General features: G+C 42.0%; 17 protein-coding genes. 10 read left to right on the top strand and 7 right to left on the bottom strand.

Going from position 1 to position 17850, the window contains the following annotated elements; translation table 11 throughout:
* Positions 1 to 52 precede the first annotated feature (52 nt).
* The 5 genes from MgSA37_RS15745 to MgSA37_RS15725 all read right to left on the bottom strand — a co-directional run bounded on the left by MgSA37_RS15745 (position 53) and on the right by MgSA37_RS15725 (position 4500).
* Positions 53 to 1066, bottom strand: a complete 1014-nt coding sequence (locus MgSA37_RS15745) for an MlaD family protein (protein ID WP_096353227.1) — start codon at positions 1064 to 1066, stop codon at positions 53 to 55.
* Between the two features lie 6 nt (positions 1067 to 1072).
* Positions 1073 to 1846: an ABC transporter ATP-binding protein gene (locus MgSA37_RS15740; RefSeq protein WP_197706006.1), complete on the bottom strand. Its 774-nt coding sequence runs from the start codon at positions 1844 to 1846 to the stop codon at positions 1073 to 1075.
* Positions 1846 to 2616: an MlaE family ABC transporter permease gene (locus tag MgSA37_RS15735; protein WP_096353225.1), complete on the bottom strand. Its 771-nt coding sequence runs from the start codon at positions 2614 to 2616 to the stop codon at positions 1846 to 1848. The genes MgSA37_RS15740 and MgSA37_RS15735 overlap by 1 nt, the downstream gene beginning before the upstream one ends.
* Before the next feature lie 26 nt (positions 2617 to 2642).
* Entirely contained in the window at positions 2643 to 4094 is a 1452-nt protein-coding gene (locus tag MgSA37_RS15730; protein ID WP_197706005.1) for an MBL fold metallo-hydrolase RNA specificity domain-containing protein, read from the bottom strand.
* A gap of 64 nt (positions 4095 to 4158) precedes the next feature.
* Entirely contained in the window at positions 4159 to 4500 is a 342-nt protein-coding gene (locus MgSA37_RS15725) for a hypothetical protein (RefSeq protein WP_096353224.1), read from the bottom strand.
* Positions 4501 to 4747: 247 nt separating this feature from the next.
* Here MgSA37_RS15725 and ppsA point away from each other — a divergent pair, with 247 nt between their 5' ends.
* The 5 genes from ppsA to MgSA37_RS15700 all read left to right on the top strand — a co-directional run bounded on the left by ppsA (position 4748) and on the right by MgSA37_RS15700 (position 11117).
* Entirely contained in the window at positions 4748 to 7162 is a 2415-nt protein-coding gene (ppsA, locus tag MgSA37_RS15720) for a phosphoenolpyruvate synthase (RefSeq protein WP_096353222.1), read from the top strand.
* 22 nt (positions 7163 to 7184) lie between these two features.
* The gene (locus tag MgSA37_RS15715; RefSeq protein ID WP_096353221.1) at positions 7185 to 7751 is read left to right on the top strand and encodes an HdeD family acid-resistance protein; all 567 of its coding nucleotides are present in this window, start codon (positions 7185 to 7187) and stop codon (positions 7749 to 7751) included.
* A 46-nt stretch (positions 7752 to 7797) separates the two neighbouring features.
* Positions 7798 to 8937, top strand: coding sequence for a sensor histidine kinase (locus MgSA37_RS15710; protein WP_232010659.1), 1140 nt, complete (start codon positions 7798 to 7800; stop codon positions 8935 to 8937).
* 112 nt (positions 8938 to 9049) lie between these two features.
* Positions 9050 to 10153: a baeRF3 domain-containing protein gene (locus tag MgSA37_RS15705; protein ID WP_096353217.1), complete on the top strand. Its 1104-nt coding sequence runs from the start codon at positions 9050 to 9052 to the stop codon at positions 10151 to 10153.
* 7 nt (positions 10154 to 10160) lie between these two features.
* Positions 10161 to 11117, top strand: coding sequence for a 1-phosphofructokinase family hexose kinase (locus MgSA37_RS15700; protein WP_232010658.1), 957 nt, complete (start codon positions 10161 to 10163; stop codon positions 11115 to 11117).
* A 30-nt stretch (positions 11118 to 11147) separates the two neighbouring features.
* Here MgSA37_RS15700 and idi read toward each other — a convergent pair whose 3' ends face one another.
* On the bottom strand, positions 11148 to 11669 hold the full coding sequence (gene idi / locus MgSA37_RS15695; protein ID WP_096353216.1) for an isopentenyl-diphosphate Delta-isomerase: 522 nt from the start codon (positions 11667 to 11669) through the stop codon (positions 11148 to 11150).
* 191 nt (positions 11670 to 11860) lie between these two features.
* Between idi and MgSA37_RS15690 the strand changes: the two genes are divergently transcribed.
* From MgSA37_RS15690 to MgSA37_RS15670, 5 genes are all read left to right on the top strand, one after another.
* Positions 11861 to 12475: a glycosyltransferase family 39 protein gene (locus tag MgSA37_RS15690; RefSeq protein ID WP_096353214.1), complete on the top strand. Its 615-nt coding sequence runs from the start codon at positions 11861 to 11863 to the stop codon at positions 12473 to 12475.
* Between the two features lie 5 nt (positions 12476 to 12480).
* Positions 12481 to 13158: a hypothetical protein gene (locus tag MgSA37_RS15685; protein ID WP_172885329.1), complete on the top strand. Its 678-nt coding sequence runs from the start codon at positions 12481 to 12483 to the stop codon at positions 13156 to 13158.
* 438 nt (positions 13159 to 13596) lie between these two features.
* Positions 13597 to 14592 carry an L-glyceraldehyde 3-phosphate reductase gene (gene mgrA, locus MgSA37_RS15680; RefSeq protein ID WP_096353211.1) on the top strand — a complete coding sequence of 332 codons (996 nt, stop codon included), beginning with the start codon at positions 13597 to 13599 and terminating at the stop codon, positions 14590 to 14592.
* Positions 14593 to 14763: 171 nt separating this feature from the next.
* Complete coding sequence (locus MgSA37_RS15675; RefSeq protein ID WP_096353209.1) at positions 14764 to 15225, top strand: VOC family protein; 462 nt, start codon at positions 14764 to 14766, stop codon at positions 15223 to 15225.
* A gap of 208 nt (positions 15226 to 15433) precedes the next feature.
* Positions 15434 to 16222, top strand: a complete 789-nt coding sequence (locus tag MgSA37_RS15670; RefSeq protein ID WP_096357529.1) for a DUF4261 domain-containing protein — start codon at positions 15434 to 15436, stop codon at positions 16220 to 16222.
* A gap of 15 nt (positions 16223 to 16237) precedes the next feature.
* On the opposite strand, the gene MgSA37_RS15665 is transcribed toward MgSA37_RS15670, so the two are convergent.
* A complete protein-coding gene (locus MgSA37_RS15665; protein WP_096353207.1) occupies positions 16238 to 17734 on the bottom strand; it encodes a nicotinate-nucleotide adenylyltransferase in 1497 nt (498 codons plus the stop codon).
* Between the last annotated feature and the right edge of the window lie 116 nt (positions 17735 to 17850).

Here is a 17850-nt window from a genome sequence, read left to right as displayed (position 1 = left end):
TCAGATCATTGTGCGGTATGCTGGAATTTTGCGATATTTTAAAAAAATTATTTCAAAGAAAGTTCTTTCGCCTTAAGGCTATCCTGGAGTTTTTGTTTCTTTTTTGTTTTTCCAGGTTTTTAAAATACCCGCGCAACAGAAAATTATGTTTTAGGGCTTCCATATCCTGGTTAAAACCATCGGTGCCTTTTTTTACATTTTCCATACTTATATTCAGGTTTTTTGCAAGAGTAGTGTCTTTCAGTAAAAGATGCAGCGTTCCGTTGCCGTTGGTCAGGTTGCCGTTCAGGTCTTTTACCATATCATTAAGCCGGATAGTTAAATTATTAGCATTATTACCCGCTGATTGGATACTGGCCATAGCTTCTTTTAAATTACCGGCCATACCGGTATCAGCCAGCAAAAGGCCGGCAGTTCCCTTCCCTTGCTTTATATGCGTTACCAACTGGGTAAGGCCTTTTGTCATCTCGTTGGCGTTGGCACTTGCTTTACTTATATTTTGCAGGGTGATTTTAGCATTATTTACTACGCCCTTATCATTAAGTAACTCCCATATAGCCGAATTATTGAGCTTTGTAACAGCCGTCTTTAACCCTTCTGAGATCGCGGCGATATTACTGTTTGATTTGGACAAAGTTTGCAGCATTTCATCCGTATTGATCGCTTTTCGGGTTGCCAGTATATCGCCGTTATTTACTCCGTGCCCGGGTATTTTTGCAGGCGAGATATTGACTACTTTATCGCCCATTAACCCTTCGGTTCCTATGGAAGCAATCGCATTTTCCTTTATAAAAGGTTTTATTTTATCATCCATGGTTAACAGCACTTCGATGGTGGAGTCATTAACAATCCCGATGTTTTTTACCGTACCGGCCTGTATACCTGCATATAAAACATTATCGCCTTCAATTAAGCCGCTTGTGTTGGAAAAGCGAACCTTCAGCTGAAAATTTGAGCCAAACAGATTCCGGTTTTTACCGATCATATAGAAACTAAATATGAGCACCAATAACCCTATTGATACAAATAAGCCTAGTTTAACATTGTTTTCTCCCTGGTTTGCCATTTTTAATTATTCAAAAAACTGTTTTACATTTTTATCAGCCGACACCAGAAGCTCCTCATAGGCGCCGTCTGTATAACATTTGCCATCCAAAAGTAACACCACTCGGTCTGCTGTATTTTTAACACAATTCATATCATGCGAAATGATAATGGAGGATGCTTTATATTTCTTTTGTAACTTAACAATCAGCTTGTCAATCTCTCTTGCTGTTACAGGGTCGAGCCCCGTTGTTGGTTCATCATATAAAATAATTTCCGGTTTCAGGATCATCGTCCTGGCAAGCGCTATGCGCTTTGCCATTCCGCCCGACAGCTCAGCCGGCATCATATCAGCGGTATGCGGTAACCCTACGTTTTCAAGCGCCTCTTTTACCAAATTATCAATATCATGCTGGGTAACTTCAATCCAGTGCCTGCGTAATGAAAATTCAAGATTCTCCCGTACGGTCATTGAATCATACAACGCGTTGCTTTGAAACAGGAACCCTACTTTGGTTCTTATCCGGTCAAGCTCTTCATGGTTCAATTCGGCAACGTTATCTCCAAAAACCAGGATGCTTCCGCTGTCGGGTTTCATTAAACCAATAATGCATTTTATCAGTACTGATTTGCCCGCACCCGATTTCCCCAGTACAACTACATTTTCGTCTTTATGTACGGTTAAGTTAAAATCATCCAAAACCACGTTATCACCGAAGGCTTTACATAGATTTTCGATGACGATTACAGGTTCCTTTTTACTGCTGGTTTTTGATGTGTTAACTGCCGTTTTCATATCCATCAATTTAAACCTAATAAGTCGGTAATCTGTACTGCAAGCAAATCAATAATAAATATCAGTACAGAAGCCAGCACCACGGCAGAATTTGCTGAACTGCCAACCCCCCTGGTACCTTTGTTTGAAAAATAGCCTTTATAGCAACCGATGATGCCCACTGCAAAACCAAAGAAAAATGTTTTAACTACCGCAGGTACAATGTCACCGTAAACAAGGCTATTAAATATTTCAGAAAAAAAGAGGTGGAAGCTGGTCACCGAACGGATATTTACGCCCACGTAAGCCCCAAATAAAGCAATCGCATCACCTAATATGGTTAATATGGGCAGCATTAAAGTGGTGGCGACTACTCTTGTGGCAACAAGGTATTTAAATGGATTGGTACCCGCCACTTCCATAGCATCTATCTGTTCGGTTACTTTCATTGAGCCCAGTTCCGCACCTATACTGCTTCCTATCTTTCCTGCAAAGATTAATCCCGTTATAACTGGTCCGATTTCCCTGATAATGGCAACACCCACCATTATGGGTAGCTGCGAGGCCACACCGTACACCACCATTGACGGCCTTAACTGCATGGTGAGCACCAAACCCATTATAAAACCGGTAAGTCCTACCAACGGGAGGGAGTTATACCCAATGAAATAACATTGGGCAAGCAGCTCCTTTATCTCGTAACGCGGTTTCATTCCGATGGTAAAAAAATTACCTGCAAACCTGGCGATGCTCCCGGTTTGGTTAAAATATTCACGCATTTTTACAAGAAAATCCATTTGTTTAAGTTAAGGTATCATCGTTATCAGGTTAAAACCGCAGCTGTTTGTGGTGAAGGTGAATCTGTCACTGCAAAAAGAAATTCCTTTTTCCCTTCTTTCAATATGGTTGCTTTTATGTTCAGTTCATCTTTAATTTTTACCCTCAGCGCTTCCTGGGCGCATGGTTCACCGTGTACCAGGTAAACTCTGGGAGGAAGTATTTTGAATTTTTTCAGCCAGCCGATCAATTCTCCCTGGTCGGCATGGGCCGATAAACCACCGATCTCTTCCACACGTGCTAACGAAGGATAATAATGGCCATGGATTTTTATTTCGTGGGTTTGATTTAACAGGGCTCTGCCGCGCGTTCCTTCAGCCTGGAAACCAATGATCAGGATGGTGTTTTTTGAATCGGTAATATAATGTTTAAGATATTCGAGCACCCGGCCGCCTGTAAGCATTCCGCTTGCTGCCAGGATAATTTTGCTTCCTTTTTGTTTGATAATCTTCTCTGTACCGGTATAATCTTCGTTAATGGTAATGCCGCTGAACATTTGAGCGCATTCCTTTTCAGGAATAGTTATCCAATCCGGGTATTGCAGCAAATCCCGGCTTGCCGATGCCGCCATAGGGCTGTCCAAAAAAACAGGAATAGCCGGTGGGATTCTTTTTTGTTTTTTTAACCGGTATAACATGTGCATGATTTCCTGTGCCCGCCCGACGGCAAAGGTCGGGATAAGGATATTTCCCCGCCTGAAAATAGTGTCATTTATCAGGAAAGCCAGTTCGTCGGCCGGATCGTCTTTGTCATGCAGCCTGTCGCCATAGGTTGATTCCATCACTACGAAGTCGGCTGATTCTGAATGAACTGGCGCCGGAAGCAATTCAGAATGCGGGCGACCGATATCTCCCGAGAAAACAATTTTCCTGCCATAACAATTGATCAATAAGGAGCAGGCTCCCGGGATATGCCCCGCAACGGAAAATCTGAAATTGACGCGGTCATTTAAAACGTAATTTTTTTCAGCGTCAACAGGCACAAAATAGCGAAGCGAAGCTTCCACATCGGCAATCGTATATAAGGGTAGTGCCGGAGCATGTTTTGTATAACCGCGTTCGTTTGCTTTCCGCGCATCTTCTTCCTGTAGTTTGGCGCTGTCGCGTAAAATTAGTTCCGTCAGGTCCCGGGTTGGTTCGCTCATGTAAATTTTGCCCCTGTAACCGTTTTTAATCAATAAGGGGATGTAGCCGCAATGGTCCAGATGGGCGTGTGTTATAATTAGCGCATCAATAGCCGAAGCTTTCACCGTTAATGGCTGCCAGTTCTTTTCACGTACCGATTTTATTCCCTGGTATAAGCCGCAATCCACCATAATAGTCAAACCCGGTGTCCGTAGTAAATGCTTTGAACCGGTAACGGTTTCTGCAGCGCCGAGGGATTGGATATAAATTGCTTTATCATCCCCGAAAGTCATTTCATTTGTATCGGCGTTCATTGTAAATTAATTTTAATCTCGTTTTATCACATCCATTTTGCCGCAAAGCGGTTAAACTCATGCCTTAATTCATTGAAGATTTTTTCCTCGGTAACAAACTGCTCATACAAATACTCATTTTCAGTAAAGTTACTTTCACCAAAAAACCGGACGTAGTAACTACCTCCTCCTCAATGTGCTTAAGGTTTTTACGAATATCATGCATCAGGTCGTCGATATACCTTTGATGAATAATAAACTGGTTTTGGAAATGATCAACCTTCTCTAAAACTTCAACGTCGGTGTTATCAGCTGCTATTTCCTCCAGCCTTTCCTGCAAAATAGTGAGCTCCTGCTTGTAAAACTCCAGACCCCTTAAGGCGTCGTTATGCAAATCATTGATTTGCTTAATATTTATCTGTTTCATGATACAAGAGTATCTTATAAATGGACTGCGCCCAATGACTGGGGACACTATAAATTATGATTTCGCTCACTATTTATTAACCCCGAATAAATAAAATTGGACGGGTTTTAAATCAATGAATGTGATACATATCATGCCTTTTGCTGATTTACATCATGTAAGCGCGGCGCCGGGCAAGGTAGTTTTGTATAATGATTTTAAATAGATATCGGTAGCCTGTAACAGTTGTTTTTTAATATAGATCGTTATGGAAAAGTTTATAAAAAAATTCAGTGATATCAGCATGAATGATATTGCCGAAGTTGGCGGCAAAAATGCTTCGCTTGGCGAAATGTTTGTTCATTTAAACCCATTGGGTTTACATGTGCCGGATGGGTTTGCCATTACCGTTTCAGCGTACCGTTATTTTATAAAATATAACCGGCTGGAGGAGGAACTGAACAACCTGATGCAGCAATTAAACAAGGTAACATATGCAAACCTGGCGACCATTGGGGCAGAGGCCAGGCAAGCCATTATGAATTCGTATCTGCCGGCCGACCTGGGCAACGAGATTATTGATGCCTATAATTTTCTTTTCCAAAACACGCAGCAGGAAGTCGCGGTCAGGAGCAGCGCTACTGCAGAAGACTTGCCCAATGCCAGTTTTGCCGGTCAGCATGAATCCTTTTTAAATATAAAAGGAAGCGAGGCCCTGTTGAATGCAGTAAGGCAATGCTTTGCATCATTATATACCGACCGTGCCATTAAATATCGCGAAGACCTGGGTTTTGAACATAGTAAGGTATTTCTTTCGGTAGGTGTACAGCATATGATCAGGGCCGACAAGGGATGTTCTGGCGTCGGTTTTACGCTGGAGCCGGAATCCGGTTTCAGGGACGTAGTACATATTGCAGGTGTTTGGGGCCTGGGCGAAAATATTGTGCAGGGCACCGTTACGCCGGATGAGTTCCTGGTTTTTAAGCCAACCTTAAAATTAAAAAAGAATGCCATCATTCAGAAAAACCTGGGCACTAAAAATAAGATGATGGTTTATGCTGATAAAACCGGTACTGGTAATTCAACGATCAATAAAGACACCCCCTGGGAGTTAAGGGAAAAATTTGTGCTGAAGGACCATGAAGTGGAAAAGCTTGCTAACTGGGCGTTGTTAATTGAAGACCACTATAAAAAGCCCATGGATTTTGAATGGGCAAAAGATGGTTTAAATCATCAGTTATACATTATCCAGGCCAGGCCCGAGACGGTGCACAGCCAGGAAAAGATCCCTGAGGTTAAGGCCTACCAGGTATTGGAAAAAGGCGCTGTAATTACCACTGGTGAAGCAGTAGGCGGAAAAATAACCTGTGGTTACGCGCGGATATTGAGGTCGCCCGAAGAAGCCGAAAAGCTCAATTCAGGTGATATTTTAGTAACCGATACCACCAGCCCGGACTGGGATCCGATTTTGAAAAAAGTAGCCGGCATTGTAACCAATAAAGGAGGCAGAACCAGCCATGCCGCCATTATTGCCAGGGAACTGGGGGTGGTAGCTATAGTTGGCACAGGCGATGGCACAGTAGCGATAAAGGATGGAGAGTTGATCACCCTGAGTTGTGCCGAAGGCAAAACAGCGAATGTATATCGCGGTAAACTGGTATGGAAGGAAACAATTACCGATACCAGCAAAATAAAATTACCAGGTGGGGTTATGGCACAGTTGATTGTTGGTGACCCCGAAAAAGCTTTTCAATTATCGATGTACCCAAATCATGGTGTTGGATTGATGCGGCTTGAGTTTATTATCAGCAATTCGGTTAAAGTGCATCCGATGGCTTTAATTGATTTTAAAATGGTGAAGGATGATGCTGAGCGGTTGGAAATAAGGAATTTGACGAATAACTATCCTGATAAGGAAAAATATTTTGTTGACAAACTGTCACAGGGCGTTGCCACCATTGCCGCTGCTTTTTACCCGAAAGAAGTAATTGTAAGGATGAGTGATTTTAAAAGCAACGAATACGCGGGTTTGGTTGGCGGTAAATACTTTGAGCCGAAAGAAGAAAACCCTATGATCGGTTTCAGGGGAGCATCAAGATATTATCACGAACGCTATAAAGAGGGCTTCAGGCTTGAATGTGAGGCTATGAAGTTGGTGCGGGATGATATGGGCCTTACCAATGTTAAATTGATGATCCCGTTTTGCCGCACCGTTGCCGAAGGTAAAAAGGTAATTGCATTAATGCGCGAGTATGGCCTGCAACAGGGTAAAAATGGCCTGGAGATTTTTGTTATGGCCGAAATACCGTCAAATGTGCTGCTGGCGGATGAGTTTGCCAAGGTTTTTGATGGGTTCTCTATCGGCTCGAATGACCTTACCCAACTGACGCTGGGTATCGATCGCGACTCGGCCCTGGTAGCCGACCTGTTTGATGAGCAAAATGAAGCCAGCAGGCTGTTAATCACCAGGATGATCCAAAGGGCTAATGCGCTAAACAAAAAAGTGGGTTTATGCGGCCAGGCGCCAAGCGATTCGCCTGAGTTTACTCAAATGCTGGTTGAAGCCGGCATCAACAGCATTGCTTTTAATTCAGATGCACTTTTCAGGGGAATTGAAAATATAAATGAGGCATTGGCTAAATGTGTTAAAGAGCCAGCCGTTGAACATGAATTACTTATTTAATGAATTTTAAAATTTAAAAGAAATGACAACTATTATTTATAAGACCTATAAAAGCGCCATCTCGCACTGGTGGTTGATTTTATTGGCAGGCATTGTGTTGATCGGTTTGGGCATTTGGATAATAGCTTCACCATTTCAATCATTTTTATCGCTTAGCAAAATATTTGCTATGGGGATTTTTGCAACCGGTATTTTTGAGGTGGTTTTTGCCTTAAATAACCATAAGAGTATTGAGGCCTGGGGATGGACACTTGTTAGCGGATTGGTTGACCTTTTTGTTGGCGGGTACCTGTTTTTATACCCGTTAATTACGATGGTTATTTTGCCGGTTATAATAGGTTTTTGGATGCTTTTCAGGGGCGTTTTTGCCATTGGTAACTCCATTGATATGCGGGCGTATGGGTTTCTTGACTGGCGCTGGTTGCTGACGTCGGCTATATTTGTGATCCTTTTGGCCTGCCTGATTTTAGGAAATCTGGCTTTTGGTGTAGTTAATACCATTATCTGGACAGGACTGGCATTTATATGCGCCGGGATATTTCGTATCCATCTGTCTATAAAGCTGCGTAAGTTAAAGCACGATTTTTAAACTTGCTGAATCTGGAAAGTTTTTTTGAATGAAAGGAAAACCGAAAATGGATTGGAATAGCATGATCGCTGCATTCGATGCAAAGCAAAATTTACTTCATTCATTAAATGCATATCAAAAAGCGGTAAATACAGCAGCAATCGTTTCTATAACAGATAGAGGCGGTAAAATTTTATACGTAAACGATCTTTTTTGTGAAATTTCGAAGTATAACCGTAAAGAGTTATTGGGTAAAAATCATCGTATTGTTAACAGCGGCTTTCATCCTCCTGAATTTTTTAAAGGCTTATGGAAGGTTATTGTAAGTGGAAGTGTTTGGCACGGAGAAATTAAAAACAAAGCAAAAGATGGCAGCTATTATTGGGTTGATACTACAATTTCGCCGATTTTTAATGATAACGGTGATGTAGTTCAATATCTCTCAATAAGAACACTGATCACCGAAAGAAAAGACCTTGAACAGGAAAAAGAACGGTTGCTTGAGGACCTTACCGGCAAGTATAATGATATGATGCAGTTTAATTATATCGTATCGCATAACATCAGGGCGCCAATAGCAAAGATCATAAGTTTAATAGATCTTTTGAAGGATGAATGCGTTAACCATGATGATAACGCACAAATACTGATTAAATATTTAATCGATTCAGCACTATCATTGGATGAAGTTATTAATGACCTGACCAATATTTTATCGGTGAGCAGGGCCGAAAATCAAAACATTGAGCTTGTAAATTTAGCCGGGATAATTAATTCTGTTCAGGATAACCTTGAAACCCAAATACGTGAATCCGGCACTTCATTACAAATATATATTGATGAAGATGCCATGAATTTCTATTCAATTAAAAGTTACGTTAACAGCATAATTTTCAACCTGGTGAGTAATGCTATTAAATACAGTAAAAGAGATCTTCATCCCAGTATTATCATCCAGGCAAAAAAAATTGACGGCAGGCTTATGCTTATCGTTACCGACTATGGGATCGGGATCGATCTGGGTAAAGCAGGTACCGACCTTTTTGGTTTATATAAACGGTTTAATTTTAGCAAAGAAGGCAGGGGTTTAGGTTTGTATATGACTAAAACCCAGGTCGAAGCGTTAGGGGGAACAATTGACGTTTCCAGTCACCCGGGCGTGGGTACCACATTTACCATATCTCTGCCGGTAAAAAACAATGATTAATCTGGTAGCGCACCGCAGCTGCTTTATGCCCAACATCAGTCTATTAAATGACGCCCGTCATGATTTAGGCCGCTATTTGAAAATATATTTGATCATCTAAAAACCCACTGATATGAATGCAATAAAAACCAATGATGAAAATCAGGTTATAGAAGCAATAAAATACAGGCCGGCCGTATCCGTTATTTTACCGTTCGACTCAAAAATATCCTTAAAAAGCGAAATGGACCATAAACTAAAGATCGCACTTGAGGAGGCGAAACGGCAACTGTTATCAGTTTATCCTGATGAAAAGGCTTATGTGGTAATTAATAAACTACAAAAACTAATTGCCGGCTTAAAGTATGATATGGCTAAAAAAAGCATTGCGATTTTTGTTTCACCATTAACCGAAAAAGTAATTTACCTTGATACTGAGGTGAAAGAGAAACTGATCATCGATGAATCATTTGAGATCCGCGACCTTGTTTACAACAAAACGCAGGCGCTGACATATATATTGCTGCTTTTGAGCGCAGAGCATGCGAAGCTATGCCAGGTGAGCGACCACGAATTTGAATATTTAAAGAGCGCTTTTCCGCTCGATACCCAAGCATATGAAAATGATATCAGCGAGCGGGTGTCAAACTTTTCAGATCCGGCAAATCGCAAAGAGGAAGTGTTAAATAAATACCTGCAACATGTTGACCAAAGCCTTACGGAAGTGCTAAAACAACATCATTTACCTGTTTTTATATTAGGCACTGACAGGGCGCTTGGCCATTTGAAAAAGATGACCAGGAATGGGAAATATATTGCTGAATTTATACAGGGAAATGTGCTGGAAGCTGAAGAAACCAAAATACGCGCTATTATGGCTCCGCACGTATCAAACTGGCGCAAAATAAACCAGGCGGCTGTTTTGGCTGAGCTGGAAAAGGCCCTGGATCAGAAAAAACTGGCCGTTGGCATGAAAGAGGTTTGGCAGGCAGCTGCGCATAAAAACAATCGCTTACTGGTAGTTGAAAAAGATTTTATGTATCCCGCGCACCTTGGCCCTTCAGCTGACAATATCTACCAGGAGGATATAAGTTTAAACCGCCCCTTTTATATAAAGGATGCCGTTGACGAGGTGATTGAAAAAGTATTGGAAAGTGGCGGTGAAGTTGAATTTGTTGACAATGGGTCACTTCATAATTATGAGCACATAGCCCTGGTTGAATATTACAGTAATTAATAAAAATATGATGCCATCAATTATTACCATAACGTTTAACCCGGCGCTTGATAAAAGTGTGACGGTTGAGGCGCTGATCCCGGAGAAAAAACTAAAATGTACAAGCCCGATATATGAACCAGGCGGCGGTGGCATTAATGTTGCCAGGGCTATCAGGAAACTTGGCGGCAGTGCAGTTGCGTGTTTCCTTGCCGGCGGCGACGCCGGAAGAGAGATTGGCCGTTTACTTGCGGACGAACAGGTTGGAACAATGGTTACAGAAATTGGCGGCAGAACAAGGGAGAACCTGGTGGTTTTCGAAAGTTCGGTACAAGTGCAATACCTTTTTGATATGCCCGGACCCAGAATTACCGATGAGGAGATCTCGGCCTTTTTGCAGCGAATTGAACTGGAGCAGGGTGTAAAATTTATTGTTGCAAGCGGCAGCCTGCCTGATTGTGTTCCGGCTGATGTTTTTGCCAGGATAGCACGGATTGCAAAAAGAACAGGCGCAAAATTGATATTGGATACTTCAGGCGATGCTTTAAAACTTGCTTTGGAAGAAGGGGTGTACTTAATAAAGCCAAACCTTCGTGAACTGGCGCTGCTTGTAGGCGAAGAAACCATTGAACCCGAACATGCAATTGATTTTGCAAGGGAACTGATTGATAGCGGGGGGAGTGAAGTAATTGTGGTTTCAATGGGGGCGCTTGGAGCGTTAATGGTGACCAAAACTGATGTGCTGAGAATAACCCCTCCTGAATTAAATATAAAAAGCACGGTAGGAGCGGGAGACAGTCTGGTTGCCGGTATTGTACTGAGTTTAGAGAATGGCAAAAGCATTGAGGAAGCTGTTCAGTACGGTGTTGCCTGCGGGTCGGCGGCAACACTTAACGCCGGAACGCAGTTGTGTTCAAAAGCTGACGCAGATGCTATTTTTGAAATGATACAGAAAAAAGCGGAAGTTAAACCGGAGATCGTCTGAATTCAGTACTTACGCGATAGGTGCCCGTACTTAAAATAATTGTTCGTGGACCTCGATAACCCTGTCAAAACAGATTTTTAACCATTCGGTATACCGGGCGGGGTTGCTTTCTATATCCGCAGCCAGATCATCCATGCTCATAAATTTAAACGCGGCCACTTCCTTTGGTTCAGGCACCGGGTTGTCAGCGCTTATACCCCAAAATACATGGTCAAATTCATGTTCCGAAAGGCCGTCTTCAAACCCCGCCCGGTAAATAAAATTGAAGGCATACCGCAGCGTACATTCCATGCCCATCTCTTCATTTAGCCGGCGATGGGCAGCTTCGAGGGTTTCTTCCCCCGGGTTTGGGTGGCTGCAGCAGGTGTTGGTCCATTTGCCGCCTGAGTGGTATTTATCAAAAGCCCTTTGCTGCAGCAATAATTGCCCCTTTTTATTAAAAATAAAAACGGAGAACGCCCGGTGAAGTACACCAAGCCTGTGGGCCTCCATTTTTTCCATTGTGCCGGTCATATTATCCTGCCCGTCAACTAAAATTACGCTCTCTGTCAATTTAAATTCCTCTTATTTCATTCCGGGCTGCTTATCCGGCGGCAAATATACGGGATTAGCGTTTTATCTTAAAAGTCCTGAATGAAAGGAAAACCGGAAAACTACCTGTGCCAAATAATAAGGCGTATGCTTTTGCCTTTTAATACCTTGCAAAACAAATAAATTGTATATTTATTTGCAGATCGCTTGTCATGATAAAAAAACTTACCCGTAACCCCTGGTTCATATTCCTTCCGTTTCTTTTTTATTATGCATATGTAGTTATCATCAACAAGTGGCCAACTTTATACGGCGACGAAATCAGGTACGTGGATTTTGCCCATAACCTGATCCACGGGTATTATTCGCCTTCGCCGCCTCATATTAACCTTTGGAACGGTCCTGGTTATCCAATCATCCTCGTGCCCTTTATTGCTGTACATGTACCCGTTTTATACATTACCTTATTGAACGCGGTATACCAGTACCTGGCGGTTGTGTTTTTATACAAGGTATTAAATTTAATTACCAGCCACAGGATAGCCCTTATTGCTGCCTTGCTTTTAGCTGTTTATCCTGACGATCAGTCCATTTTACCTATTTTGTATACCGAAGCTTTTACCAGCTTTTTAATTTCATTGCTTATATATTTAGTTGCGATGGGCTATGTCAGGGATAAACTAAAGTATGTCATCCTCGCAGGTGTTGTATTGGGGTATATCACGCTAACAAAAATTATTTTTGGCTATGTGCTGATCATTTGTTTAGCAGCCTGCTTATTCATGCTCCTGTTCAAAAAAGCCGGGCGGAGTACCTTAAACCTGTAAAAATATTGCTGGCTGCAATGCTGGTTACGCTTCCCTATTTGGTTTATACTTATTCACTTACCGGCAAAGCATTTTACTGGGGCGATTCAGGCGGAATGAGTTTGTATTGGATGAGCTCTCCCTTTGATCATGAATATGGCGACTGGAAAGTTCCCAACCTGACCAATAATCAATATCCGATACTTTTTAAATCAGCAGAGGCTGTTAACCTTTTAAAGAAAAATCATTCAAAAGAGATTAAGGATATTCAGAAACACAATGAGTTTGAACAGGACGTGCTCTTTAAGCAAAAGGCCCTCGAAAATATCAAAAAGAAGCCCTTTAAATTCCTGAAGAACTATTACTATAACTTTTCGAGGATGCTGTTTAATTTTCCGTATTCTTACTCTTACCAGGATGGGGCCATAGTGGAAAATATTATCATTGGCTCTTTAATTTTATGGGCCTCGGTTGCCGGTATTATTTTGAGCTGGCTTAACTGGCGTCGTATCATTTCCCCCGTGAAGTTTTTGTTGTTGATTACAGGTGTTTACCTGGCACTCAGCGGGGCTTTAAGTTCTTACCCCCGGCAATTGGATGTAATAGTGCCGGTATTGCTTTTCTGGATGGCATTTTTATTCTCAAATATCAACACTATAAGCTTAAAATTCCGATTACAAAAAATATGGAAAATGTTGATTTAATAGAGATGGCAGGGGCGGAGGAGTGTGCTGAAACTGTTGTATAAAGAATATGGATAGTGTCGTGTCAACCATAAATTGACTAATCTTCAATCTACAAGTTCATTGAACGCAAAAAGCACAAAAGGGGTTTACAAAGGATTTACATATTTAAGGATTTTAATTTTGTAAATATCTAATAATGAGTTATTTGTATACTTTTTCATTAAAATGAGGTTTACACTGTTTTACATAATCTCCCCGAGGTATTTTTAGGCTGTTCTGATTAGGCCTGAACGTTAATTTATTAATGACATAACACTTGTTTAATATGAAACGAATGAGGAAGTCTCAAAGTATTGGTTATTTTTACCGTGGAAACGCTTTGGCCATCCAGTTGATGGTTAAATGACCTTTTAAAGGCGCTATTAATTTCAATTAAACCTAAAATTACTTTTGAATATGATCTATTTGGCAAACAAACAAAGGTACCAGGATATGGAATACCGCCGTTGCGGTAACAGTGGATTGAAGCTGCCCGCCGTTTCATTGGGGTTGTGGCATAACTTCGGCGACATTGATAAGCAGGAAAATGCGAAAAATATTTTAAGAACTGCTTTTGATGCCGGTATTACCCACTTTGACCTGGCAAATAATTACGGGCCGCCCCCGGGATCGGCGGAAGAGAATTTTGGCAAGATCTATAAAGATGACTTTAAACTATACCGCGATGAACTCATCATCTCTACCAAAGCCGGCTGGCCGATGTGGGAGGGCCCTTATGGCGATATGGGTTCGAAGAAATATTTGGTTGCCAGCCTCGACCAGAGTTTAAAAAGAATGGGCCTGGAATACGTGGATATATTTTACCACCACCGCCCTGATCCGGAAACCCCGCTGGAAGAAACCATGACAGCGCTCGATCTCATTGTTCGCCAGGGTAAGGCACTTTATGTGGGGATTTCCAGCTATCAGCCTGAAGAAACGGCAAAGGCAATCGCGATATTAAAAGAACTGGGTACACCCTGCCTCATCCATCAACCCAAATACTCCATGTTCGACCGTTGGGTTGAAGGGGGATTATTGGACGTATTGGGAGACAATGGCGTGGGCTGTATTCCGTTTTCGCCATTGGCACAGGGGCTGCTGACCAATAAATATTTAAGCGGAATTCCGGAAGGTTCAAGAGCGACAACGCACCGGGGTAACGGCGCTATTGAAGAAGATGCCATTACAGATGATAAAATTGCACAGGCAAGGGCTTTAAACGAAATAGCGAAAGAACGCGGGCAAAACCTGGCACAATTTGCGCTTTCGTGGATCTTAAAAGATAAACGGGTGACTTCGGTGCTCATCGGCGCCAGCAAGCCCGAGCAGGTAACGGACTCCATCGGTTGTATTAAAAATACCACCTTTAGTGAAGATGAGTTGAAAAGGATAAATGAAATTTTGAAGTAAAGACATATCTGGCCCTCTACAAACGTACCCGTTAATTGAAGAAGGGAGTTAAGCGATTTGTCATAATGATATTTGTGAATACTTAGTGCCCTTAGTGGTTAGCTTTTTACCACAAGGAACACAAAGAAATGCACTAAGAACACAAGGAAGCAGTTTATAATTAAACAAACCATGATAAAAAAATCGATTATTTTTAAATTCTTGTCCATCATGCTGTTGAATGGAGTGGCTTTCAATGTGTCCGCACAAGTAAGCCCGACATCGGACCACGTTGCGCTGTACGTTAAAGACCTTAAAAAAAGTGCTGACTTTTACGAAAATGTGATGATGCTCCCGGTAATTCCGGAGCCTTTTCATGATGGTAAACACGTTTGGCTGCGCACCGGCGAACATTCCCAGCTGCACCTGATACAGGGCGCTGCTGAGGTAACCGAACATGATATCAACTCGCATTTTGCCTATACCGTGCCCAACCTGGCGGATTTTACCAAACATTTGGACCAAATGCAGGTGAAATACGGCAACTGGAAACAGGACTCCAAAAATCCGCAGTTACGTCCGGATGGCGTAAAACAGGTGTACCTGCAGGATCCGGATAATATCTGGATAGAAGTTAACGACGATAAGTTTTAAACTATCAGCATAAAAAGCAACCCCTTATAAGTATCTCACAAAAATCAAGACAATCAATGAAGGCCGGGCTGGAAAGTTCGGCTTTTTTGTGTTTTTGGAGGAACTAACTTTCATTGAAGGAAAATTAAAATTCTTGATTGTACATTTTCAAGAGAAAATGTACATATTGGTACATCTTAATTTTGTCATTCATTTCAGTAGTAATATAATGGGTTTATTTGATCTTTTCAAGAAAGAACAAAATAAGGCAAAGCCGGAAAGTAATACTTTGTTAGCTATGCCGATGTTTAATGATGGAGATTTGTGCGAGATAGATAAAATAAAAGACAACCTTAAAACATTCTGGAACTTTGAAATTACAGATTATAGTGGAGATAAGAATGTAGCTGTTTTTAAGTTAAACGGCGAAAGTGTGGCTATAGCAAATATGGACGTACCAATTCCATGGGGAGATATTGAAGGGACTGCTCAATATGCTTACAATTGGCCAAATGTTCTTGAGAGCTTAAAAGATCACACCGGGCATGCCATTGTAACAATAATGGATGGTCAAAAAGGTCCGTTGGAAAGGTTTAAATTATTAAGCAAAGTGCTATGCGCTATTTTGATGACGTCCAATTCGATAGGCGTGTACCAAGGGAGCCAGTCATTACTGATTCCTTCAGAACAATATTTAAAAAATATTGAAGAGCTTAAAAGAGACGGTACCCCTGTTTTTTTATGGGTTTATATCGGACTGAAGAAATTTAAAACGGGCAACTCAGCTTATACTTATGGATTAAAATATTTTCAAAAACAGGAAATTGAAATAATTGATTCGACACTAAGTTTAGAAGACTTATTGGAATTTTTGGGAAATATTGCATCCTATGTGATCGCTAATGACGTCACATTAAAAAATGGGCAAACAGTCGGGTATACATCTGATCAGAAAATAAACATTACTATTTCAAAAGCCCAATTTGTTGAAGGACAATCTATCAAGCTTGATATATAAGGGCATGAGCTTGAATTAACCTTCACGATCCATCACAACCCCATCACCATCATTGTCAGCCTTCACATCTTCCTTACCCGGTTCCACGTCGCAGGCATAGCCAAACAGGCAGCGATCTTTGATCATGGTAGCTACTTCGGCGGGTACATATTGTTCCCAGCCTTCGGCGCCTTGTTTAATCAGCTGCAGCACTTTATCGGTTTGTACACTCAGGTTATTTTCGTTGTAATGCCTGATGTCTTCAATTTTATTGTTGGCGATCAGGTAACGGTAAAGGTCCATTAAATGGGCCGGCGGGTTAAACTTCAAACAGTTCAGGATGACGCCGTCGCGCAAAGTAGGGTAGATAAACAGCTTAACCTTGCGGCTAAACAGGGTGGCAAATGATTCAAGGATGCCGCCCTGCAGGTCGTTGTAATGCTCTTCAGAGAAAATGTACTCCAGGTTAGGGTAGCCCATTACCACGCCAAGCTTCAGTTTGGTGATTTTTGACAGGTAGGCCACCAGTTTATAATACTCGTGGAAATTGGAGATCAGCACGGTTTGCCCCTGCGTACAGAGGATATCAACCCGTTCAAGAAAGTCTTTTTCATCAATATCGGCGGTATGGTCAGCGTCCCGCTCTTTCAGTGCCTGCAGGGTAAGCTCGGTAATCACGATCACGTTGGCTTTATCAACATCAGGTTCCTGTAAAAATTGTTTAACACCGTTATTCAGCATGTCCAAATGCACATTGATGAGCGGCCGGAAACGGCCGCGGATCACCACGGTATGTTTTTTATGCAATACTTCACTTGGCTGCTGGTTTTTACCATCCGGCCCGAATACGGCCGCGTCGGAAAATCCGTATTTCACCAGGTGCAAACTCATCAGCCGGTTATCCACGTTGCTGAAATCCGGGCCTTCAAAACGGATCATATCGATCTGGATCCGGTCGCTGCTGAGGTCGTCCATCAGCGAAAGCAAAAATATGGGTGGTATGTGGTGGTAATAAAAACAGGCATAAATCAGGTTCACTCCAAGTACACCCACAGCCTGCTGCTGCATATTGTTATCGTAGTCCAGTAGCTTAACGTGCAGCACCACATCGTTAAAAGGGCCGTTTGGTTCCAATTGAAAACGTACGCCCATCCAGCCATGGCCATCGTTTGTTTTATGGTAGTTAAGCGCCGAAACGGTATCTGCAAAAGCGAAAAAAGTAGTCGATTCTCCGCGTTGTACACCCAGTCGTTCAATCAATAGCCCATATTCATGATCAAGCATGGAGATTAAGCGGTTCTCGCTTACATAACGCTTTATGGTTTGTACGCCGTAGATGGCATCAGAAAAGGTCATGTCATAGGCAGACATAGTTTTGGCAATAGTACCCGATGAGGCCCCGGCCTTAAAAAAATTAGCCGCCACATCCTGCCCCGCGCCGATTTCGGCAAAAGAACCATAAATTTGAGGGTTGAGATTAATGGCAAGCGCTTTTTGTTTGGTCCCGATATCTTTATGATGGATACTGCTCATTGAATTTCTGTTGTTTTAGTTGCCACGATCATGAACTAAGGAGAAGCGCAAAAATAGGGAATTTTAGGGAAACAGGCGGCAGAATTGTACGCAATTTATTGCACCGGCCGCCACGA

The organism is Mucilaginibacter gotjawali (assembly GCF_002355435.1).
Lineage (GTDB): Bacteria > Bacteroidota > Bacteroidia > Sphingobacteriales > Sphingobacteriaceae > Mucilaginibacter > Mucilaginibacter gotjawali.
The sequence above is the reverse complement of the archived record's forward strand: the minus strand, read 5'-3'. Positions and strand labels throughout refer to the sequence as shown.

What these genes read in the sequence shown, in the direction of transcription:
- MgSA37_RS15715 (WP_096353221.1), top strand. Translation starts at nt 7,185, where the DNA reads ATGACAACTATTATTTATAAGACCTATAAAAGCGCCATCTCGCACTGG.
- MgSA37_RS15710 (WP_232010659.1), top strand. Translation starts at nt 7,798, where the DNA reads ATGGATTGGAATAGCATGATCGCTGCATTCGATGCAAAGCAAAATTTA.
- ppsA (WP_096353222.1), top strand. Translation starts at nt 4,748, where the DNA reads ATGGAAAAGTTTATAAAAAAATTCAGTGATATCAGCATGAATGATATT.
- MgSA37_RS15740 (WP_197706006.1), bottom strand. Translation starts at nt 1,846, where the DNA reads ATGGATATGAAAACGGCAGTTAACACATCAAAAACCAGCAGTAAAAAG.
- MgSA37_RS15745 (WP_096353227.1), bottom strand. Translation starts at nt 1,066, where the DNA reads ATGGCAAACCAGGGAGAAAACAATGTTAAACTAGGCTTATTTGTATCA.
- MgSA37_RS15705 (WP_096353217.1), top strand. Translation starts at nt 9,050, where the DNA reads ATGAATGCAATAAAAACCAATGATGAAAATCAGGTTATAGAAGCAATA.
- MgSA37_RS15670 (WP_096357529.1), top strand. Translation starts at nt 15,434, where the DNA reads ATGGGTTTATTTGATCTTTTCAAGAAAGAACAAAATAAGGCAAAGCCG.
- mgrA (WP_096353211.1), top strand. Translation starts at nt 13,597, where the DNA reads ATGATCTATTTGGCAAACAAACAAAGGTACCAGGATATGGAATACCGC.
- MgSA37_RS15665 (WP_096353207.1), bottom strand. Translation starts at nt 17,734, where the DNA reads ATGAGCAGTATCCATCATAAAGATATCGGGACCAAACAAAAAGCGCTT.
- MgSA37_RS15675 (WP_096353209.1), top strand. Translation starts at nt 14,764, where the DNA reads ATGATAAAAAAATCGATTATTTTTAAATTCTTGTCCATCATGCTGTTG.
- MgSA37_RS15700 (WP_232010658.1), top strand. Translation starts at nt 10,161, where the DNA reads ATGATGCCATCAATTATTACCATAACGTTTAACCCGGCGCTTGATAAA.
- MgSA37_RS15725 (WP_096353224.1), bottom strand. Translation starts at nt 4,500, where the DNA reads ATGAAACAGATAAATATTAAGCAAATCAATGATTTGCATAACGACGCC.
- MgSA37_RS15690 (WP_096353214.1), top strand. Translation starts at nt 11,861, where the DNA reads ATGATAAAAAAACTTACCCGTAACCCCTGGTTCATATTCCTTCCGTTT.
- MgSA37_RS15730 (WP_197706005.1), bottom strand. Translation starts at nt 4,094, where the DNA reads ATGAACGCCGATACAAATGAAATGACTTTCGGGGATGATAAAGCAATT.
- MgSA37_RS15735 (WP_096353225.1), bottom strand. Translation starts at nt 2,616, where the DNA reads ATGGATTTTCTTGTAAAAATGCGTGAATATTTTAACCAAACCGGGAGC.